19 protein-coding genes, 1 pseudogene and 1 riboswitch are annotated in these 20,585 nt (G+C 69.9%); of the genes and pseudogenes, 6 read left to right on the top strand and 14 right to left on the bottom strand.

The window, feature by feature from the left end:
- Nucleotides 1-8 precede the first annotated feature (8 nt).
- Together ABZ441_RS27280 and ABZ441_RS27285 are read right to left on the bottom strand one after the other, a co-directional pair.
- A complete protein-coding gene (locus tag ABZ441_RS27280; RefSeq protein ID WP_358978890.1) occupies nucleotides 9-530 on the bottom strand; it encodes a hypothetical protein in 522 nt (173 codons plus the stop codon).
- Between the two features lie 105 nt (nucleotides 531-635).
- Nucleotides 636-2,075, bottom strand: coding sequence for a gamma-aminobutyraldehyde dehydrogenase (locus ABZ441_RS27285; RefSeq protein WP_358978892.1), 1,440 nt, complete (start codon nucleotides 2,073-2,075; stop codon nucleotides 636-638).
- Between the two features lie 162 nt (nucleotides 2,076-2,237).
- Between ABZ441_RS27285 and ABZ441_RS27290 the strand changes: the two genes are divergently transcribed.
- The 5 genes from ABZ441_RS27290 to ABZ441_RS27310 all read left to right on the top strand — a co-directional run bounded on the left by ABZ441_RS27290 (nucleotide 2,238) and on the right by ABZ441_RS27310 (nucleotide 7,354).
- Nucleotides 2,238-2,744, top strand: coding sequence for an Lrp/AsnC family transcriptional regulator (locus tag ABZ441_RS27290; RefSeq protein ID WP_358978895.1), 507 nt, complete (start codon nucleotides 2,238-2,240; stop codon nucleotides 2,742-2,744).
- Nucleotides 2,729-4,108: an aspartate aminotransferase family protein gene (locus tag ABZ441_RS27295; RefSeq protein ID WP_358978897.1), complete on the top strand. Its 1,380-nt coding sequence runs from the start codon at nucleotides 2,729-2,731 to the stop codon at nucleotides 4,106-4,108. Before ABZ441_RS27290 ends, ABZ441_RS27295 begins: the two co-directional genes overlap by 16 nt.
- A 213-nt stretch (nucleotides 4,109-4,321) precedes the next feature.
- On the top strand, nucleotides 4,322-5,056 hold the full coding sequence (locus tag ABZ441_RS27300; protein ID WP_358978899.1) for an ATP-binding cassette domain-containing protein: 735 nt from the start codon (nucleotides 4,322-4,324) through the stop codon (nucleotides 5,054-5,056).
- A complete protein-coding gene (locus ABZ441_RS27305) occupies nucleotides 5,038-6,201 on the top strand; it encodes a hypothetical protein (RefSeq protein WP_358978901.1) in 1,164 nt (387 codons plus the stop codon). Before ABZ441_RS27300 ends, ABZ441_RS27305 begins: the two co-directional genes overlap by 19 nt.
- A gap of 34 nt (nucleotides 6,202-6,235) precedes the next feature.
- The gene (locus tag ABZ441_RS27310; RefSeq protein WP_358978903.1) at nucleotides 6,236-7,354 is read left to right on the top strand and encodes a Rossmann fold nucleotide-binding protein; all 1,119 of its coding nucleotides are present in this window, start codon (nucleotides 6,236-6,238) and stop codon (nucleotides 7,352-7,354) included.
- Nucleotides 7,355-7,371: 17 nt separating this feature from the next.
- On the opposite strand, the gene ABZ441_RS27315 is transcribed toward ABZ441_RS27310, so the two are convergent.
- The 10 genes from ABZ441_RS27315 to rpsB form a co-directional block, all read right to left on the bottom strand.
- Complete coding sequence (locus tag ABZ441_RS27315) at nucleotides 7,372-7,824, bottom strand: SRPBCC family protein (protein WP_358978905.1); 453 nt, start codon at nucleotides 7,822-7,824, stop codon at nucleotides 7,372-7,374.
- Nucleotides 7,825-7,906: 82 nt separating this feature from the next.
- Nucleotides 7,907-8,932, bottom strand: coding sequence for an ABC transporter ATP-binding protein (locus tag ABZ441_RS27320; RefSeq protein ID WP_358978907.1), 1,026 nt, complete (start codon nucleotides 8,930-8,932; stop codon nucleotides 7,907-7,909).
- A 2-nt stretch (nucleotides 8,933-8,934) separates the two neighbouring features.
- A complete protein-coding gene (locus ABZ441_RS27325) occupies nucleotides 8,935-10,548 on the bottom strand; it encodes an iron ABC transporter permease (RefSeq protein ID WP_358978967.1) in 1,614 nt (537 codons plus the stop codon).
- Nucleotides 10,549-10,661: 113 nt separating this feature from the next.
- Nucleotides 10,662-11,759, bottom strand: coding sequence for a thiamine ABC transporter substrate-binding protein (locus ABZ441_RS27330; protein WP_358978909.1), 1,098 nt, complete (start codon nucleotides 11,757-11,759; stop codon nucleotides 10,662-10,664).
- Between the two features lie 71 nt (nucleotides 11,760-11,830).
- A riboswitch (TPP riboswitch) is annotated at nucleotides 11,831-11,947 on the bottom strand.
- A gap of 78 nt (nucleotides 11,948-12,025) precedes the next feature.
- On the bottom strand, nucleotides 12,026-13,132 hold the full coding sequence (rlmN, locus tag ABZ441_RS27335) for a 23S rRNA (adenine(2503)-C(2))-methyltransferase RlmN (RefSeq protein ID WP_358978911.1): 1,107 nt from the start codon (nucleotides 13,130-13,132) through the stop codon (nucleotides 12,026-12,028).
- A 301-nt stretch (nucleotides 13,133-13,433) separates the two neighbouring features.
- Complete coding sequence (locus ABZ441_RS27340) at nucleotides 13,434-14,519, bottom strand: phosphatidate cytidylyltransferase (protein WP_358978914.1); 1,086 nt, start codon at nucleotides 14,517-14,519, stop codon at nucleotides 13,434-13,436.
- Nucleotides 14,519-15,076, bottom strand: a complete 558-nt coding sequence (frr, locus tag ABZ441_RS27345) for a ribosome recycling factor (protein WP_031100531.1) — start codon at nucleotides 15,074-15,076, stop codon at nucleotides 14,519-14,521. Before frr ends, ABZ441_RS27340 begins: the two co-directional genes overlap by 1 nt.
- Nucleotides 15,077-15,183: 107 nt before the next feature.
- Nucleotides 15,184-15,960, bottom strand: a complete 777-nt coding sequence (pyrH, locus tag ABZ441_RS27350; RefSeq protein WP_358978917.1) for a UMP kinase — start codon at nucleotides 15,958-15,960, stop codon at nucleotides 15,184-15,186.
- A 158-nt stretch (nucleotides 15,961-16,118) separates the two neighbouring features.
- Nucleotides 16,119-16,955: a translation elongation factor Ts gene (tsf, locus tag ABZ441_RS27355; RefSeq protein ID WP_358978919.1), complete on the bottom strand. Its 837-nt coding sequence runs from the start codon at nucleotides 16,953-16,955 to the stop codon at nucleotides 16,119-16,121.
- A 99-nt stretch (nucleotides 16,956-17,054) separates the two neighbouring features.
- A complete protein-coding gene (gene rpsB / locus ABZ441_RS27360; RefSeq protein ID WP_358978921.1) occupies nucleotides 17,055-18,026 on the bottom strand; it encodes a 30S ribosomal protein S2 in 972 nt (323 codons plus the stop codon).
- 278 nt (nucleotides 18,027-18,304) lie between these two features.
- Here rpsB and ABZ441_RS27365 point away from each other — a divergent pair.
- Nucleotides 18,305-19,013: pseudogene (locus ABZ441_RS27365) on the top strand (M23 family metallopeptidase); the annotation flags it as partial.
- On the opposite strand, the gene ABZ441_RS27370 reads toward ABZ441_RS27365, so the two are convergent.
- Together ABZ441_RS27370 and whiG are read right to left on the bottom strand one after the other, a co-directional pair.
- Nucleotides 18,967-19,524 carry a helix-turn-helix domain-containing protein gene (locus ABZ441_RS27370; RefSeq protein WP_358978969.1) on the bottom strand — a complete coding sequence of 186 codons (558 nt, stop codon included), beginning with the start codon at nucleotides 19,522-19,524 and terminating at the stop codon, nucleotides 18,967-18,969. The pseudogene ABZ441_RS27365 and the gene ABZ441_RS27370 overlap by 47 nt on opposite strands.
- A 97-nt stretch (nucleotides 19,525-19,621) precedes the next feature.
- Nucleotides 19,622-20,458 carry an RNA polymerase sigma factor WhiG gene (whiG, locus tag ABZ441_RS27375; RefSeq protein ID WP_358978923.1) on the bottom strand — a complete coding sequence of 279 codons (837 nt, stop codon included), beginning with the start codon at nucleotides 20,456-20,458 and terminating at the stop codon, nucleotides 19,622-19,624.
- Nucleotides 20,459-20,585 lie beyond the last annotated feature (127 nt).

Consider the following 20,585-nt stretch of genomic DNA (forward strand, 5'->3'; position numbering starts at 1 on the left):
GTGGCGGGTCAGGCCGGCGCGGCGGCGGGAACGTCCCCCATCGCCTCCAGCCGCTTGATCATGCGCCGGACGACGAGCAGCGGGATCACCCCGAAGACGCCGAAGGACATGTCGATGACGGTCCACCAGAAGGGGATGTCCCGGATCGGCCCGCAGATGAGGGCGAGCGGGATGATCCCGGCGCAGGCGATCATGCCGAACTCGATCACCCAGATGTTGCGGACCGGATCACGGTAGGGGCCGTAGAAGGCGACCGCGATGACGAGATGGGCGAAGGCCAGCCAGTCGGTGCCGTACAGCACGAAGGGATAGGAGGCATCGGCCTCGTCGAGACCGGTCCGGACCCGGGTGATCCACTCGGTCAGGGCCGGGAAGTGCTCGGGGACGGGAGATGCGGAGGACTTCAACAGGTCCTCGGCCCAGTGGAGTTCGGTGACCAGCGGGAAGGCGGTCAGCCCGCTGAGCACCAGACAGACGATGAAGACGACCAACCACACGCGTATGCGCCGCAAGAGGGCTCGCTCGCTCATGGCCGCAGCGTACGCCCGTCATGAACACGTTCAAAAAGTGGGGTGCGCCCGGCACGCGAACGGCCCCGGGCGGAACCCGGGGCCGTGGTCCTCGCCGGACGCCGGTCAGTCGTCGAGCGACGTCATGACGTGCTTGATCCGGGTGTAGTCCTCGAAGCCGTACGCGGAGAGGTCCTTGCCGTAGCCGGACTTCTTGAACCCGCCGTGCGGCATCTCGGCGACGAGCGGAATGTGGGTGTTGATCCACACACAGCCGAAGTCGAGCTTCTTGGACATCCGCATCGCGCGGGAGTGGTCCTTGGTCCACACCGATGAGGCCAGCGCGTACTCGACACCGTTGGCGTACTCCACGGCCTGCGCCTCGTCCGTGAAGGACTGGACGGTGATCACGGGCCCGAAGACCTCGTGCTGGACGATCTCGTCGTCCTGCCGGAGGCCGGAGACGACGGTCGGGGCGTAGAAGTAGCCCTTGTCGCCCACACGGTGGCCGCCCGCCTCGACCTTGGCGTGTGCGGGGAGCCGCTCGATGAACCCGCTGACCTGCGCCAGCTGGTTGGCGTTGTTCAGCGGGCCGTACAGCACGTCCTCGTCGTCCGGCAGACCGGTCTTCGTGTCCGCGGCCGCCTTGGCGAGCGCGGTGACGAACTCGTCGTGGATGGACTCGTGGACCATGACGCGGGTCGCGGCCGTGCAGTCCTGTCCGGCGTTGAAGTAGCCCGCGACGGAGATGCCCTCGACGGCCTTGGCGATGTCGGTGTCCTCGAACACGACGACGGGAGCCTTGCCGCCGAGCTCCAGGTGAACGCGCTTGACGTCCTTGGCCGCGGACTCGGCGACCTGCATACCGGCCCGCACCGAGCCGGTGATCGAAGCCATTGCCGGGGTCGGGTGCTCGACCATCGCGCGGCCGGTGTCACGGTCGCCGCAGATGACGTTGAAGACGCCCTTGGGCAGGATCTGCCCGATGATCTCGGCGATCAGCACGGTCGACGCCGGGGTGGTGTCGGACGGCTTGATGACGACGGTGTTGCCCGCGGCGAGCGCCGGGGCGAACTTCCACACGGCCATCATCATCGGGTAGTTCCACGGCGCGACCTGGGCGCAGACACCCACGGGCTCGCGGCGGACGATGGAGGTGAGCCCCTCCATGTACTCGCCGGCCGAGCGGCCTTCGAGCAGCCGGGCGGCACCCGCGAAGAAGCGGATCTGGTCCACCATCGGCGGGATCTCTTCGGTGCGGGTGAGCTCCAGGGGCTTGCCGGTGTTCTCCGACTCGGCCGCGATGAGGTCCTCGGCCCGCTCCTCAAAGGCGTCGGCGATCTTCAGCAGTGCCTTCTGGCGCTCGGCGGGCGTCACGTCGCGCCAGGCGGGGAACGCGGCCGCGGCGGCGTCCATGGCGGCATCGACGTCGGCCTGTCCGGAGAGCGGCGAAGTCGCGTAGACCTCCTCCGTCACCGGGTTGACCACATCGATGGTCCGCCCGTCCGCGGCGTCCCGGAACTCTCCGTTGATGTAGTTGCGCAGACGGCGCACCTCGGTGGTCACAACCACCCCTCCTGTCGACTGTCCGATGGGTGAGACTTCCACACTAAACCGTCGGGTGCCGCTTTCGACATACCCACCCGCCGCGAACTTCGGATTCAGTTACATACAGGCGCCAGGACAACGAATTTCATCGATTCACGCTTGCCAGACAGACGAGTAGCGGTGCAGAGTGGATGTGTGGCCAGTCGTAGCGCAGACTCCAGGATTGGGAGCGGATCGTCACCAGCGGTCGATGCCGTCTCCCTCGCGATCATCGAGCAGCTCCAGGAGGACGGCCGCCGGCCGTACGCCGCGATAGGCAAGGCCGTCGGCCTTTCCGAGGCGGCCGTGCGCCAGCGCGTGCAGAAGCTCCTCGATCAGGGCGTGATGCAGATCGTCGCCGTCACGGACCCGCTGACGGTGGGCTTCCGGCGCCAGGCCATGGTCGGTGTCAACGTCGAGGGCGATGTCGACCCCGTCGCCGAAGCCCTCTCGGCGATGACCGAGTGCGAGTACGTGGTGATGACCGCGGGCTCCTTCGACCTCATGGTGGAGATCGTCTGCGAGGACGACGACCACCTGCTGGAGACGATCAACAAACGCATCCGGGCCGTACCCGGGGTGCGCTCCACCGAGAGCTTCGTCTACCTCAAGCTCAAGAAGCAGACCTATATGTGGGGAACCCGATAGCCGTGAGCAAGGACCTCAGCCGGACCGCGTACGACCACCTGTGGATGCACTTCACCCGCATGTCGGACTACGAGAACGCGCCCGTTCCCACCATCGTGCGTGGCGAGGGAACCCACATCTACGACGACAAGGGCAAGCGCTACCTCGACGGTCTCTCCGGCCTGTTCGTCGTCAACGCCGGACACGGCCGGCACGAGCTCGCCGAGACGGCGTACAAGCAGGCTCAGCAGCTGGCCTTCTTCCCTGTGTGGTCCTACGCCCACCCCAAGGCCGTCGAGCTCGCCGAGAGGCTCGCCCACCACGCCCCGGGCGACCTCAACAAGGTCTTCTTCACCACCGGTGGCGGCGAGGCCGTCGAGACCGCGTGGAAGCTGGCCAAGCAGTACTTCAAGCTCAAGGGCAAGCCGACCAAGTACAAGGTCATCTCACGCGCGGTCGCCTATCACGGCACCCCCCAGGGCGCCCTTTCGATCACCGGACTGCCCGCGCTCAAGGCCCCGTTCGAGCCTCTGGTGCCGGGCGCGCACAAGGTGCCGAACACCAACATCTACCGCGCCCCGCTCTTCGGTGACGACCCGGAGGCCTTCGGCCGCTGGGCCGCCGACCAGATCGAGCAGGAGATCCTCTTCGAGGGCCCTGACACCGTCGCGGCCGTCTTCCTCGAGCCCGTGCAGAACGCCGGCGGGTGCTTCCCGCCGCCGCCCGGCTACTTCCAGCGGGTGCGCGAGATCTGTGACCGGTACGACGTGCTGCTCGTCTCCGACGAGGTCATCTGCGCCTTCGGCCGCCTCGGCACGATGTTCGCCTGTGACAAGTTCGGCTACGTACCGGACATGATCACCTGCGCCAAGGGCATGACGTCGGGCTACTCCCCCATCGGCGCCTGCATCATCTCCGACCGGCTGGCCGAGCCGTTCTACGAGGGCGACAACACCTTCCTGCACGGATACACCTTCGGCGGCCACCCGGTCTCCGCCGCGGTCGCCCTCGCCAACCTCGACATCTTCGAGCGCGAGGGCCTCAACCAGCACGTCCTGGACAACGAGAACGCCTTCCTCACCACGCTGCAGAAGCTGCACGACCTGCCGATCGTCGGCGACGTCCGCGGCAACGGCTTCTTCTACGGAATCGAGCTGGTGAAGGACAAGGCCACCAAGGAGACGTTCACCGACGAGGAGACCGAGCGCGTCCTCTACGGCTTCCTCTCCAAGGCCCTGTACGAGGCCGGCCTCTACTGCCGGGCCGACGACCGCGGCGACCCGGTCGTCCAGCTCGCTCCCCCACTGATCTCCGACCAGTCGACCTTCGACGAGATCGAGGGCATTCTCCGCGGTGTCCTCACGGAGGCATGGAAGAAGCTCTGACCGACGCCCCGGCCCGGACGACCGCGCCGGAAGTCATTTCATACGGTCTACGCGGCCCGGATGCACCCGTTCGAGTGAGAAGGGGTGCATCCGGGCCGTGTGCTGTCCCGACACCCAGGTCCGGCTGCCTAGCGTGCCGAGTGACCGATCGGCCTTGCCTTCGTTCCCCCGTACGGGGGAACGGGAAATCTGATCCGAACCGAGGTGTACGCCATGGCCCCGCCCGACAACGACGTGATCTGGGCACGTTCCCTGCACCACTCCCACAACGGATCGCCGGGGCTCAGCGGCGTCTCGCTCGGTGTCCGCGACGGCGAGGTCCTCGCCGTCACCGGGCGCCGCGGGTGCGGCAAGACGACTCTGCTCAACTGCCTCTCCGGCCAGCTGGTGCCCCAGCAGGGCGAGGTCTGGTTCAACAGCGTGCCCGTGCACACCATGGGCCCCCGGCTGCGCGAGCGGCTCCGCCGGGACAGATTCGGCTGGATCGCGGCAGAACCGCAGCTCGTCCCCGAGCTCAGCACCTGGGAGAACGCCGCCCTGCCGCTTCTGCTGCGAGGTGTCTCGCACCGGGCCGCCAAGAAGGCCGCCACCGAGTGGCTGGAGCGCCTGGACATCGGCCCGCTCGCCAGGAAACGGCCCCACACGCTGCTCCAGTCCCAGCGCCAGCGGATCTCCGTGGCCCGCGCGCTCACCGCCTCGCCGTCGGTGATCTTCGCGGACGAGCCGACGGCGAGCCTGCACCACGCCGAGCGCACACAGCTCCTCCGCACACTCACCACGGCGGCGCGGTCCCACGGGATCACCGTCGTGCTCGCGACCCACGACGCGGACGTCGCAGCGCTCGCCGACCGTGTGGTCGGCATGCTGGACGGCCGCCGCGTCACCAACGTCTCCCTGCCCGCCGCCTCCGATACGGAAGGCCGCTCGGCGTGCTCGCTCTCCGTCTGACCCGCGGCTCGCACCCACTCGTCCTGATGCGGCGTCTGCTCCTCGCCGCCGCGTCGGCCGGGGTGGGTTTCCTGCTCCTGTGCACCCTGGGATACGCCTCCGGGCACCCGGCGCACGCGTCGAGCTCCGTACTCCGGCTGCTGTGGTGCGCCGTCCCGCTCGCCGCGACCGTCCAGTTCGCGGTGGCGGTCGCCCGTACGGATCCGAGCACCCGTCCGCGCCCCGGGCTGTTCGCCGCCGGTCTGGGACCGGTGCGTCTCTCCTTGCTGGCGGCGATCTCGACGGCGGTGTCCACGACCCTGGGGTCGATGGTGGCGCTGCTCGTCTTCCTCCATCTGCGCGGCGATCTGACGGGTCTTCCGTTCGACGGCGGTGCCGCGGAGTTCCTCGGCGCCGGCACTCCGCTGCCGCTCGCCGCCGCACTGACGCTGCTGGCGCTGGTGCCGCTGGCCGCGTCGGCGGCCGGCGGGCTCGCGCTCCGCTCCAGGCCGGCCGCCCCGTCCGACGCCCAGGAAGCCGAGGAGGACCTCGCGCCCGCGCCCACACCGAAGGGGCTGCCCTGGGGAGTCGCCCTCACCGCGGCCGGCCTCGCGGTCGAGGCGTACGCGAGCCGCGGATCGGCGGGCAACCCCTTCCCGCTGCCCGGCCGGCTGGACTCCACCCCCGCGGCCGTCCTCGCGGGCTGGACCCTCACCGCGATCGGCCTGGCGATGGCGGGCCCCGGCCTCACCCATCTGTGCGGACGGCTGCTCCAGGCGGTACGTCCGGGAGCCGTACGCCTGCTGGCGGGCAGGGTCCTGATGGACGAGGCGACCAGGATCGGCCGCCCGCTGGGAATCGTCTGCGCGGTGCTGTCCGGGGTGGTCGCGGCCTCCGTGCTCTACACCGGCGGCCCCCGCCCCTTCGGCCCGCTCACCGCGCTCGGCGCCGTCCTCGTCCTCGGCTGCACCACCGCGACCCTCCTGACCACCGCCCTGGAGGCCAAGCAGGCCCGTGTCCGTACGGCCGGGACGCTGCTGCGGCTCGGCGCCCCGGCCTCCGCGCTGCGCACCGCCGCCGTCCTGAGGGCACTGGTCCTGCTGGCCGTCTTCGCCCCGCTGACCTGGGCGATCGCCGAGCTGGCAGCACTGCCTCTGACGGGGTGACATCCGCCGCGGGGGCGGTCCGTAGCATGGCGGCGTGGAGAATCCGGACGAGAACACCTACGCACCCGGCGTCGAGATAGAGACGCTCGGCGCATTCGACCAGGCAGTCGCGGCCGGAACCCTGGCCGGCCACCGAGTGCAGTCCATCGACCTGAGGGAGCGGAGCGACGCGCTGCTCACGACGGGTGCCCGGGGCGCCGTCTTCCTCGGCTGCCGCATGGAGCCCCGCGCCGAGGAGAAGATACGCGCGGACGGGGCCTTCGTCTTCCCGCCGGTCCCCGGGCTTCCCTTCGACCCGTACCGCGGCTTGCTCTACACACCCGACGCCCTGTACGAGGGTCTGGCGGAGGGCGGTTACGAGGCGACGCCCGACGCGCGGGCGTACGACTGGTTCCAGGCGACCAAGTCGAACGGCGACGTCTTCGCTTCGATGCTGCGGGCGCTCCACGACGACGCGGTGTCCGACGCCCTCGACGAACACCTCACCGGGGCCCGGGTGGTGGGCGTGATGGGCGGCCACGCACTGGCCCGCGGCTCGAACGCGTACCACGGGGCGGCGATGCTCGGCAGGGAGCTGGCCCGCAGCGGTCTGACCGTGGCGACGGGTGGCGGCCCCGGCGCCATGGAGGCGGCCAACCTCGGCGCGTACGCGGCTCCGCACTCCGACGCGATGCTGCTGAAGGCCTGCGAACTACTGGCGGCCACACCGTCGTTCAGCCCGTCGGTCACCGACTGGGTGGGGGCGGCCTTCGCCGTACGGGAACGCTGGCCCGAGGGTGGGTCCTCGGTCGCGATCCCCACCTGGTTCTACGGTCACGAGCCGCCGAACGCCTTCGCGGACCACATCGCCAAGTACTTCGCGAACGCCGTGCGCGAGGACGGGCTGCTGGCCCGCTCGACCGCCGGGGTGATCTTCCTGCCGGGTGCGGCGGGCACCGTGCAGGAGATCTTCGACAACGCGACGCCGAACTACTACGAGTCCCGTTCCGCGCCCACCCCGATGGTGCTGGTGAACCGCGCGCACTGGACGGAGAAGCTGCCCGCCTGGCCGTTGCTCAGGGCACTCGCGGCGGACCGGGCGATGGAGTCCCGTATCGCACTCGTCGACACGGTGGAGGAGGCGGCCCCGGCTCTCGCCCGGCTGACGGGCTGACCTCAGGGCCGGCCGGTTCAGCGGGCGGCGAGCCGGGCGTCGAGGGCGTCGAAGAACACCTCCCAGCCGTCCTCGGCCGCCGCGTACTGCTCGGGTGTGAGATTGCCGCCGCGCTGCCGGAAGACCATCTCGGTGGACTTCCGGCTCTTCTCGGTGAAGGTCACCGTGACGGTCTCGCCCTCCACGTCGGCGGGCGCGCTCCGGTCCTTCAGCGTGAAGACGAGCCGCTCCGGGGCGGACACCTCCAGGTAGACACCGTGGAAGGGCATGTCCGCGCCGGGCACGACGATGACCAGGCTCCACCCACCGCCGGGTGTGACATCCATCGACAGACGATCGAGCGGCACGTCGGCGTCGCCTCCGTACCAGGCGGCGAAGTCCTCGGGGACCGTCCACGCCTCGAAGACCCGCTCCCGGGGCGCCGCGACGACACGGGTGATGTCGATGCCCTCACGTGCCGACCGCGTCATGGGACCTGCCCCTTCCGGACGTTTCGGAGTCAAGGGGACCACGGCACGGCGGACGCCGCCAGCCGGTGGGACGTGCCCGTCGTCACCTGGCCGGAGGAAGCACCACCGTCTCCGCCGGGTCGAACGTCACGCCCACGGCGGCCCCCTCCTCCGGGGTGTTACGCAGACCGCACTCCGCCTGGAGGGACGGACCGTCGCCGGGGTGCAGGGTGACGGTGACGTGGTGGCCGCGGAAGGTGCGTACGCCCACCGTGCAGCGCAGCCCGTCCTGCGGGCCGCCGATCCGTACGCCGCCCGGCCGTACGAGCAGCTCGCGTTCGCCCTGGGGCGACTCCTCGGGTACCGGCACCTTGCCCCAGACCGTGTCGGCGGCCGTCCCCGATACCGTGGCGTCGACCAGGTTGTCGAAGCCGAGGAAGCGGGCGACGAAGGAGGACGCCGGTTGCTGCCACACCTCCAGGGGAGTGCCCGCCTGGGCGATCCGGCCGTCGCGCATGACCACGACGCGGTCGGCGAGCGCGAATGCCTCGCCCTGGTCGTGGGTGACTGCGAGCACCGTGGTGCCCAGCCGGCCGAAGAGGGTGCGCAGTTCGACGACGAGACGTTCGCGCAGGCTCCGGTCCAGCTGACCCAGCGGTTCGTCGAGCATGAGCAGCCTGGGGCGGGGCGCCAGGGCGCGGGCGAGTGCCACCCGCTGCTGTTCACCGCCGGACAGGGCGGCCACGGCTCGTCGGCCCGCCCCCGGCAGGCCGACCAGGTCCAGGAGTTCACCGGCCCTGCGGTCACGCTCGGCCCGGGGGACGCCGTGCATCCGCAGCCCGAAGGCGACGTTGGCACCGGCGTCCCGGTGCGGGAACAGCTGGTGGTCCTGGAACATCAGACCGAGCCCGCGGCGGTGCACCGGCAGGGACGCCTGGTCGGCGCCGTCCAGGAACACCCGCCCGCCGTCCAGGGGCTGCAGCCCGGCCACGGCCCGCAGCAACGTCGACTTGCCACTGCCGCTCGGCCCCAGCACGCAGACGATCTCGTGGTCCGCCACTTCGAGGTCCACGGCGTCCAGCGCGGTCCGCTCCCCGAACCGGACCGTGGCCGCCTCCACTGCCAGCATCTTCAGAACTCCCCGGATCGGTCGGTGCGGATACGTTCGAGCAGGAGCAGCGACACCGCGCAGACGAGCATCAGAATCGTGCTGAGGGCCATCGCCTGCCCGTAGTTGAGCTCTCCGGAGCGCCCCAGCAGCCTGGCGACGGCAACCGGGAGGGTGGGGTTGTCGGGGCGGGCGATGAACACGGTCGCCCCGAACTCACCGAGCGACACGGCGAAGGCGAACCCCGCGGCCACCAGCACCGCGCGCCGCACGAGTGGCAGGTCGACCTCGCGCCAGGCCCGCAGCGGGGAGGCGCCGAGGACCGCGGCGGCCTCCCGCAGCCGGTCGTCCACCGCGCGCAGGACGGGCAGCATGGTGCGTACGACGAAGGGGACACCGACCAGTGCCTGGGCGAGCGGCACGAGGATCCAGGACGTACGCAGGTCGAGCGGCGGCTCGTCGAGGGTGATCAGGAAGCCGAAGCCGACGGTGACCGCCGACACCCCGAGCGGCAGCATCAGCAGGGCGTCGAAGCCCCGCACCAGCCGGCCGGCCCGCCTGGTCAGCGCGGCAGCCGCGAGGCCGCCGACCACGAGGGCGATGAGGGTCGCGACCAGCGCGTAGCGCAGGGAGTTCCCGATGGCGTCGAGCGGCGGCACGAGGAAGGTGGAGCTGTTGGCGTCGGCCGACTGCAGCGCGCGGTAGAAGCCGAAGCCGTAACCGTCCGAGGTGTCCAGGGAGCGTTCCACCAGCACGCCGAGAGGCACCACGATCAGCAGCAGAACGGTCAGCAGTACCCCGCCCAGCAGCGCCCGTTGCCCTGCTCCGTGCGGGCGGCGGGCGGTCCGCGCCGGATCGACGAGCTTCAGCGCGGTCTCACGGCGCCGTACGGTCCACGCGTGGACGGCGAGGATCCCGGCGACCGCGGCGAACTGGACCAGGGTCAGTACGGCGGCCGTCGGCAGATCGAGGAGCTGCGCGGTCTGCCGGTAGATCTCCACCTCCAGCGTGGAGTAGGCCGGACCGCCGAGGATCTGGACGACGCCGAAGGAGGTGAAGGTGAAGAGGAAGACCATGAGCGCGGCGGCGGCTACGGCCGGAGCCAGCGCGGGCAGCGTCACGCGCCGCCAGGCGGCGAGGCGGCCGGCCCCGAGCACCCGGGCGGCCTCCTCCTGGCGTGGGTCGAGCTGGGACCACAGCCCGCCCACCGTCCTGACGACGACCGCGTAGTTGAAGAACACGTGGGCGAGCAGGATCGCCCACACCGTGGTGTCGAGGCGCACTCCCCAGAGCTCGTCGAGGAATCCGCCGCGTCCCAGGAGTGCCAGGAACGCCGTGCCGACGACGACGGTCGGCAGGACGAACGGCACGGTCACCACGGCGCGCAGCAACTGCTTGCCGGGGAAGTCGAACCGCGCGAAGACGTAGGCGCCGGGCAGCGCGATCAGCAGGGTGAGCGCGGTCGAGGCAAAGGCCTGCCAGGTGGTGAACCAGAGGACGTCCAGGATGTCCGGCCGGCTGAGCACCGTGCCGATCCGGCCGAACTGCCAGTCACCGTCCGCCTTCAGCCCCCGGCCGACGATCGCGACGACCGGATAGGCGAAGAACAGCGCGAAGAACGCGACGGGCACGGCCATCAGGCCGAGCCGAACCGCGTTCCCGCGCACGCCGCCCCCGTGGGTGCGCCCGCCCTTGCTCCCGGGCGCACCGCCCTTGCCGGTGCGCCCGCCCTTGCCCGAGGGCCGCGCGGTTACTTCACGACGAGCGAGGACCACGACTGGACCCACTGCTCACGGTTCTCGGCGATCTTCTTCGGAGCCACGGTCGCCGGCTTGTCGACGGTCGCACCGAACTTCGTGAACAGCTCCGGCAGCTTCGCGTCCTTCACCACCGGGTTCACGAACATGTTCAGCGGCATGTCCTCCTGGAACCGCTTGCTGATCAGGAAGTCCAGCAGCGCCTTGCCCCCCGCCTCGTTCTTCGCGCCGTCCAGCAGACCGGCGAACTCGATCTGGCGGAAGCAGGTGCCGGTGGCGACACCGGTCGGCGCCTCGGTGGGCTGCGGATCGGCGTACAGCACCTCGACGGGCGGGCTGGAGGCGTAGGAGACGACCAGCGGGCGGTCGGCCTTGGCCTTCTTGCCCCCCGCGGAGCCGGAGAACTCGTCGTTGTACGCCTGCTCCCAGCCATCGACGACCTTGACGCCGTTGTCCTTCAGCTTCTTCCAGTAGTCCTGGTAGCCGTCCTCACCGTGGGTGGCGACGGTCCCGAGCAGGAAGCCGAGTCCGGGCGAGGAGGTCGCGGCGTTCTCGGTGACGAGGAGGTTCCTGTACGCGGGCTTCAGCAGGTCGTCGAAGGTCTTCGGCGGGTCGAGCTTCTTGTCGGCGAAGTACTTCTTGTCGTAGTTGACGCAGATGTCACCGGTGTCGACGGGCGTGACGCGATGCTTCTCCGCGTCGAGCTGGGCGTCGGCGGCGACACGGTCGAGACCCTTCGCCTCGTACGGCGTGAACAGACCGTTGTCGAGGGCGCGGGAGAGCAGCGTGTTGTCGGCTCCGAAGAAGACGTCGCCGCGCGGGGACCCCTTGGTGAGGATCTCCTGGTTGAGCGCGGCTCCGGCGTCACCGCTCTTGAGCACCTTGATCTTGTAGCCGGTCTCCTTCGTGAACGCCTTCAGTACGGCGTCCGAGGCGTTGAAGGAGTCGTGGCTGACCAGGGTGACGGTCTTGGAACCCTTGGATCCCTCGCCACCCGCGGACGCGTCGTCCGCCCCGCCGCAGCCCGCGAGCGCTGATATGCCGAGTGCGGCGGCGAGCGCGGTCACCGCGTACTTCGTGGTGTTGTTCATGTGATTCCTCCTGGAGATGACCAGGAAGAGACGCGGCCCTGCCCGCTCGGTGAGCGGGCAGGGCGCAACAGCTTGAGTAAGGTCCGAACTTCCTACCCGGAATGACCCGGGCGAGGTTCAGAGGGTCTGCGGCCGACCTGTCCTCGGTGCCGCACTCTCAGCGCTGTGGCGCTCCCCTGTCGGAATATGAAGTTGATTTCCCGGCCAGGCTACACCGGCCGGAACACGCCGGACCGTCCGGATCGCGCCCGTCCGCCCGGGACGCCTCAGCGCTCGGTGGCCGCCAGCTGTCCGCAGGCCCCGTCGATCTCCTGGCCGCGGGTGTCCCGGACGGTGACCGGCACGCCGTGCGCGGCGATGGCGTCGACGAACGCCTTCTCGTCCTCGGGGCGTGAGGCGGTCCACTTCGAACCCGGAGTCGGGTTCAGCGGGATGAGGTTGACGTGGACCCGCTTGCCCTTGAGCAGCCGGCCCAGCCGGTCACCGCGCCATGCCTGGTCGTTGATGTCCCGGATGAGCGCGTACTCGATGGAGATGCGGCGGCCGGACTTCTCCGCGTACTCCCACGCGGCGTCCAGAACCTCGCGGACCTTCCAGCGGGTGTTGACGGGAACGAGGGTGTCGCGCAGTTCGTCGTCCGGGGCGTGCAGGGAGACCGCGAGGCGGCACTTGAAGCCCTCGTCGGCGAAGCGCAGCATCGCAGGCACCAGGCCCACCGTGGACACGGTGATCCCGCGCTGCGAGAGACCGAGGCCGTCCGGCTCCGGGTCCGTCAGCCGGCGGATCGCACCGACCACGCGCTTGTAGTTGGCCAGCGGCTCGCCCATGCCCATGAAGACGATGTTGGAAAGCCGCGCCGGCCCGCCCGGGACCTCGCCGTCGCGCAGCGCGCGCATGCCGTCCACGATCTGGTGCACGATCTCCGCGGTCGACAGGTTGCGATCGAGTCCCGCCTGCCCGGTCGCGCAGAACGGGCAGTTCATGCCGCAGCCGGCCTGGGACGAGATGCACATGGTCACCCGGTCCGGGTAGCGCATGAGGACGGACTCGACGAGCGTCCCGTCGTGCAGCTTCCAGAGCGTCTTGCGGGTGGTGTCGTCGTCGCAGCTGATGTGGCGCATCACCGACATCAGGTCGGGGAACATCGCCTCGGCGAGCCTCTCCCGCGAGGCGGCCGGGATGTTGGTCCACTCCGCCGGGTCGTGCGCGTACCGCGTGAAGTAGTGCTGCGACAGCTGCTTGGCACGGAAGGGCTTCTCGCCGGTCGCGGCGACTGCTTCCTTGCGCTCGTCGGGGGTGAGGTCGGCGAGGTGCCGCGGCGGCAGCTTGGCTCCGCGGGGCGCGACGAAAGTGAGTTCTCCGGGCTTAGGCATGGTTCATCCAGTGTCGCAGACACGCCGTGGTACTCGGGTCCGCCGAGGATCCGGGCGGGACGTCAGCGGCGCTCGGCCCGGCTCCGCCCCAGGTCAGCGGGCGTACCACGGCCCATGGACGGCCCAGGCGCGGGCAGATACGGTGACCGGTCGCACAAGGCGTGCGCGGGAACGGCCACCGGTCGCACAGGCAGGGGCCTCCCGGGGAGCGACGGCCGCGGGCCGGATCAGGCACACGGAGAAGGGGCCGGTCGTCCGACTGGACGACCGGCCCCACCCCTGCAAGCGCGACGCGCGGAACTCAGCCGGATCCGACGAACAGCACCAGCAGCAGCCATACGACCGGGGCGCTCGGCAGCAGCGAGTCCAGCCGGTCCATGATGCCGCCGTGACCGGGCAGCAGCGTGCCCATGTCCTTGATCCCGAGGTCCCGCTTGATCATGGACTCACCCAGGTCGCCGAGCGTGGCGCTGGCCGCGACGGCGAGGCCCATCAGCAGCCCCTGCCACCAGCTCCCGCCGTCGATCAGGAACTCCATGCACAGGGCGCCGGCGACCATCGCGAAGCCGACCGCGCCGACCAGGCCTTCCCGGGTCTTCCCGGGACTGATGCGGGGAGCCAGCTTGTGCGTGCCGAAGCGCCAGCCGACGGCGTACGCGCCGGTGTCACTGACCACGGTCAGCAGGAGGAAGGTCAGCACCCGCCACGCACCGTCGTCCGCGGTGAGCATCATCGCGACGAACGTGGCGAGGAACGGCACGTAGAACACGGCGAAGACCCCCGCCGTGACGTCCTTGAGGTAGCCCTCGGGCGGCTCCGTCATCCGCCACACGAGCACCGCGAGAGCGGTGAGTGCCATGGCGACCCAGGCACCCTCCGCCTCCCTCACGTAGCCGGCGACGACCATCGCGGCGCCGCCGACGGCGAGCGGCACGAGAGGGGCGTTGATGCCCTTGCGCTCCTTGAGCCGGGAGGTGAGCTCCCAGAGACCGACCACCACCGCCAGCACGACCACGCCGACGAAGACGGCCTTCACCACGAAGAGGGAGCCGGCGACGAGGGCGCCGAGGCCCACCCCGACGCCTATGGCAGCACGCAGGTCACGCCCCGCGCGCTTCTTGGGCGGCGGGGACGGCAGCGGGGTGGACATGGGCTCCTGCGGCTTCTCGTCACGGAACAGGGGGCCGCTGACCCGCGCGGCGTCCCCGTTCCGGTCGTCGCGGTCGTCAGCGTCTCTACCTGCGTCGGGAACGTCCGGCACGATGGGCATGGGCCGAGTCTGCTGGGCGCCGTGCACATCGTATGCAGGACCCGCCGGAGCGGCCCCCATCTCGGGCGCGCCCCGGTAACCGGCTCCCTGCGGGGCACCCCAGGAAGAGTCGTTCATCAGACTTCGAGCAGCTCGGCTTCCTTGTGCTTGAGCAGCTCGTCCACCTGCGCGACGTACTTCGCGGTGGTGTCGTCGAGCTCCTTCTCCGCGCGGCGGACCTCGTCCTCGCCGGACTCCTTGTCCTTGACGAGCTTGTCCAGCGACTCCTTGGCCTTACGGCGGATGGAGCGGATCGAGATCTTGGAGTCCTCGGCCTTGGTCTTGGCGACCTTGATGTACTCCTTGCGGCGGTCCTGCGTGAGCTCGGGGAACGTCACACGGATGATGTTGCCGTCGTTGCTCGGGTTGACGCCGAGGTCGGAGTCACGGATCGCCTGCTCGATGTTGCGCAGCGCGGTCTTGTCGAACGGGGTCACCACGGCCATCCGCGGCTCGGGAACCGAGAACGAGGCCAGCTGGTTGATCGGGGTCAGCGCGCCGTAGTAGTCGGCGACGATCTTGTTGAACATCGCCGGGTGCGCACGGCCGGTACGGATCGCGGCGAAGTCCTCTTTCGCCACGACGACGGCCTTCTCCATCTTCTCCTCGGCCTCGAGGAGGATTTCTTCGATCACCACGTGCTCCTGCGTGTCTTGAGCGGACCCGGCATCGTCGGGTCCTGCGTCGCGTCCTCACCTGCACGGTGTCCGACCGGCAGGCCGTTGTCCATCGGTTCGGGCCGTCAGGCCCGGGTGCTCTCGTCGCTCACCAGCGTGCCGATCTTCTCACCCTTGACCGCGCGGGCGATATTGCCCTCCGCGGTCAGCTCGAAGACCAGGATGGGGAGCTGGTTGTCACGGCAGAGTGTGATCGCGGTGGCGTCGGCGACCTTGAGGTCGCGGGCGATCACTTCGCCGTACTGCAGGGCGTCGAACTTCACCGCGTCGGGGTTGGTCTTCGGGTCGGAGTCGTAGACCCCGTCCACGCCGTTCTTCCCCATCAGCAGCGCCTCGGCGTCGATCTCCAGGGCGCGCTGGGCAGCGGTGGTGTCGGTGGAGAAGTACGGCATGCCCATACCGGCACCGAAGATCACGACGCGACCCTTCTCCAGGTGCCGTACCGCACGGAGCGGGATGTACGGCTCCGCGACCTGGCCCATGGTGATGGCGGTCTGGACGCGTGAGTCGATGCCTTCCTTCTCCAGGAAGTCCTGCAGCGCCAGGCAGTTCATGACCGTGCCGAGCATGCCCATGTAGTCGGACCGTGCCCGGTCCATGCCGCGCTGCTGGAGTTCGGCGCCGCGGAAGAAGTTGCCGCCACCGATGACGACCGCGATCTCCGCGCCGTCGCGCACGACCGCGGCGATCTCGCGGGCGATGGTGTGCACGACGTCGGGGTCGACGCCGAGGCCTCCGCCACCGGCGAAGGCCTCACCCGACAGCTTCAGCATGAAGCGTCCGGAAATCTTGCCGTCGTCGCGCTTGTCGTCGGCCTGGGTGGCGTCCGCGCCCTTGTCCATGGAAATTCTCCTCGTGCACATACGAAGAAGGCCATTGCCGGTGGGTCTGGTGTCCCTCAGCGGCAATGGCCTCCTCGTCAGATCTGCGGTCGTCCGGCATGAGTGCGGCCGTCGACTGCACTAGACCCTATAGGGTCCGCCGTTGTTCGCGGACGGACTCAGATGCCGACCTTGATACGCGCGAAGCGCTTCAGGGCGACACCGGCCTCGTCCAGGACCTTCTGGACGGACTTCTTGTTGTCCAGCGCGTAGGGCTGGCCGAGGAGGGTGGCCTCCTTGAAGAAGCCGTTGACGCGACCCTCGACGATCTTCGGGAGCGCGGCTTCGGGCTTGCCCTCGGCGCGGGTGGTCTCCTCGGCGACGCGGCGCTCGGCCTCGACGACCTCGGCGGGGACGTCCTCGCGGGACAGGTACTTCGGGGCGAAGGCGGCGATGTGCTGCGCGAGGCCCTTGGCCAGCTCGGCGTCGGCCTTGTCCAGCTCGACCATGACGCCGATCTGCGGCGGCAGGTCGGGCATCGTGCGGTGCATGTAGACGGAGACGAACGCACCCTCGAACTGCGCGAAGCGGTCCAGGACGATCTTCTCACCGAGGTTGGCGTTGGCCTCGTCCACGAATGCCTGAACGGTCTTGCCGGGCTCGATCTCCGAGGCGAGGAGCGCCTCGATGTCGGCCGGAGAGGTCGCGGCGACGTGCGCGGCGAGCGTGTTGGCGACGGCCTGGAACTTGTCACCCTTGGCGACGAAGTCCGTCTCGCACTTCAGCTCGACGAGGACGCCGGACGTCTTGTCCTCGGAGACGAGGGAGACGACGGCACCGTTCTCGGCGGAACGGCCCTCGCGCTTGGCGACGCCCTTCTGGCCCTTGATGCGAAGCGCCTCGACGGCGCCGTCGACGTTGCCGTCCGCCTCGTCGAGCGCCTTCTTGCAGTCCATCATGCCGGCGCCGGTGAGCTCGCGGAGCTTCTTGACGTCAGCGGCGGTGTAGTTCGCCATGAGTCTGTTTCTCTCTCGAAGTCTGAAAGATACGGGTGAACGGCGGGGGCGGTGCCGATGCACCGACCCCCGCCGTCATTCAGCCGTGGCTGACGGGTGTCAGGCCTGCTCGGCGTCCGCGGCCGGAGCCTCGGCGGCGGGGGCCTCGGCGGCAGGGGCCTCGGCGGCAGGGGCCTCGGCGGCGGCCGGGGCCTCAGCCTTCTCGGCGTCCTGCTCGTCGGCGGCGGCGGCCGGCTCGGCGTCGGCGGCCTTCTCGGTCTCGGCGGAGGACTGGACCTCGGCGTCGTCCTTCTTCTCGCCCGTGAGCAGGTCACGCTCCCACTCGGCGAGGGGCTCGCCGGCGGCCTTCTCGCCCGGCTTGGAGTCACCGGTGGCGGCACCGGAACGGGCGATGAGGCCCTCGGCGACAGCGTCGGCGATCACACGGGTGAGCAGGGTGACGGAGCGGATCGCGTCGTCGTTGCCCGGAATCTTGTAGTCGACCTCGTCGGGGTCGCAGTTGGTGTCGAGGATCGCGACGACCGGGATGTGGAGCTTGCGCGCCTCACCGACGGCGATGTGCTCCTTCTTGGTGTCGACGATCCAGACGGCGCTCGGCACCTTCTGCATTTCGCGGATACCACCGAGGGTCTTCTCCAGCTTGGCCTTCTCGCGGGAGAGGACCAGGAGCTCCTTCTTGGTGAGGCCGGAGGCGGCCACGTCCTCGAAGTCGATGAGCTCGAGCTCCTTCAGACGCTGAAGGCGCTTGTAGACGGTGGAGAAGTTGGTGAGCATGCCACCGAGCCAACGCTGGTTGACGTACGGCATGCCGACGCGCGTCGCCTGCTCGGCGATGGCCTCCTGGGCCTGCTTCTTCGTACCCACGAACATGATGGAGCCGCCGTGGGCGACGGTCTCCTTGACGAACTCGTAGGCGCGGTCGATGTACGACAGCGACTGGAGCAGGTCGATGATGTAGATGCCGTTGCGCTCGGTGAAGATGAAGCGCTTCATCTTCGGGTTCCAGCGACGGGTCTGGTGACCGAAGTGGACGCCGCTTTCCAGCAGCTCCCGCATCGTGACGACGGCCATGGCCGTACTCCTTGAGGTACTCGGTTGTCGCGACCGCAGGATTGCTGTCGCGCCTGACGCCCCGACGCGCCGTGCCACAAGGGACCGAGAAGCGCGGCCACCGTCCGCAGAGAGGGAGGTGGAGGGGCGTGCGAAGTCGACCCGGTGACCCGGATCGCCAGAAGAAGTGTACGGGACCCGCCGGGTGCCGGGTGACGGCGATGTCCACAACGCCCCGGCCGTCCACAGAAGCGGACCATGATCCCCGGCGAACGGGCCTTCGGGGGATCGTTCCCCTCATGTGCCGCTCACCAGGAAACCCGGTCGCCGCCCCGCTTCATGAAGCCCCTCCCGCGGCGCTCCTCGCACCCGTGGCCAGGCCGTCCGCATGCACGCTGCCCCTGTCGGCCGCACTGGTGTCGGCACTGGTGGTCGGACTGCTCACGGTCCTGCTGGGACCTGCCACGGCCGAGGCCGCGACGGGAGCGCCGGACGGCGACCGGGTCTGGCCGCTCGCGGGCCGGCCCCCGGTCGTACGGGGCTGGGAGCCGCCCGCCGGGCCCTACGGACCGGGCCACCGCGGGGTCGACCTCGCCGGCCCACCGGGCACTCCCGTACGGGCGGCCGCCCCAGGCCGGGTCGCCTTCGCCGGACCGGTGGCGGGGCGTGGGGTGCTCTCCGTCGACGTGGCCGGGAGTGGGGAGCCCCCGCTCCGCTTCACCTACGAGCCGGTGCGGCCACAGGTCACCGAGGGCGAGGAGGTGGCCGCCGGGCAGGTCGTGGGGGTGGTCGGGCCAGAGCCGTCCCACTGCGCCCAGGGCTGCCTGCACTGGGGCCTGCGGCGCGGTGTCGCCTATCTCGACCCGCTGTCGCTGCTTCCTCCGTCACTGCTGCGACGGGGGCCCTCCCGGCTGCTGCCGGTGTTCGGCGCCCCGCTCGCGGAGGCTGCCCGGACCACCGCTCAGCCGCGCACGCCGCGCAGGACCATGCCGACGGCCGTGTCCGCGACGATGCCCGGTTCCTCCGCCGCTCCCAGCTCGATCCTGCGCACCGCGGCGTCCACGGAGCCCTGCAGCAGCATGGCCGCGAGCCTCGGCTCGGTGTGGCCCAGGTCGGCGAGTGCCTCGACGATCATCGCGACGAGCCCGCCGTGCGCGGCACGGATCTTCTCCCGTGCGCCCGCGTCGAGCTCGCTCGCCGAGATCGCCACCACCGCACGATGCCGCCGGTCTCCGACGAGATCGAGCTGCCGGCGCACGTAAGCCTCGATCTTCGCCTCGGGCGTACCGGCCCGCTCCATGGCGTTCTCGACCTCGGCGGCCCAGACGGGGAAGTCGACGGCGCAGAGTTCCTCGACCACGGCCGCACGGGACCGGAAATACTCGTAGACGGACGACCTGGCGAGGCCGGTGCGCTCGGCGAGGGCGGGGAAGGTCAGCGCCTCCGTACCACCCTCGGACAGCAGGGAGCGTGCGGCGTCCAGGAGGGCGCCGCGCTGCATGGTCCGGTGCTCGGCCACGGAGGCCGCTCGAATCCTGGGCACCCGCCCACTCTACGGCGGCATCGGTGCCCAGTGGGGTCCGCATCCGCAGCCGGGTGGCCGAAGCCGTTCCCGCTCAGCGTCCGGCGTCGGCCAGTTTCGCCCGGAGCTGCAGCACCGACTTGGTGTGGATCTGACTGACCCTGCTCTCGGTGACCCCGAGGACGTTGCCGATCTCCGCGAGGGTGAGCCCCTCGTAGTAGTAGAGCGTGACCACGGTCTTCTCACGCTCGGGGAGGGTGTTGATGGCGCGGGCGAGCAACCGTCTGAGCTCGCGGTCCTCGGCGACCTCGACCGGGTTGTCGGCCGCGGTGTCCTCCAGGGTGTCCATCAGGCTGAGCCGGTCACTGCCCTCGCCGCCGACATGCAGCAGTTCCTCGAGCGCCACCACGTTGGCGAGCGACAACTGGCTGAAAACTGCGTGCAGTTCCTCCACGGCGACGCCCATCTCAGCGGCCACCTCGGGCTCCGAGGGCGTGCGCCGCAGCCTCGCCTCCAGCGTGGCGTAGGCACGCTCGACGTTGCGCGCCTTCTGCCTCACGGACCGGGGAATCCAGTCCAGCGCCCGGAGTTCGTCGATCATCGCGCCGCGGATCCTGGTGATCGCGTAGGTCTCGAACTTGATGGCCCGCTCGATGTCGAACTTCTCGATGGCGTCGATCAGCCCGAAGACGCCGGACGAGACGAAGTCCGCCTGCTCCACGTTGGACGGCAGCCCCACGCTGACCCGGCCGGCGACGTATTTCACGAGGGGCGAGTAGTGCAGGATCAGCTGCTCCCGCAGCCGTTCGTCACCGGTGGTCTTGTACGAACGCCACAACTCGTCGAGCGAGGAGGGGGCGGGAGGGCGCACAGTGCCACGCGCTGCCGGTGGCGCTGCCGCGCGGTCAGACCCGGAGGTGTGCTGGGGCATGTGATGCCTTGAGCCGTTCTGCTGTGAAGTGCTGGGACGTGTCTCTGGGGCGGATTCCTCGTGAGCGTAGCGTGACTGGGGTGTTGCGTTGCGCGCAGGACAAGAGAGCCGTGCTGTGCGATTACGT

This window comes from Streptomyces sp. NPDC005752 (genome assembly GCF_040630715.1).
GTDB lineage: Bacteria > Actinomycetota > Actinomycetes > Streptomycetales > Streptomycetaceae > Streptomyces.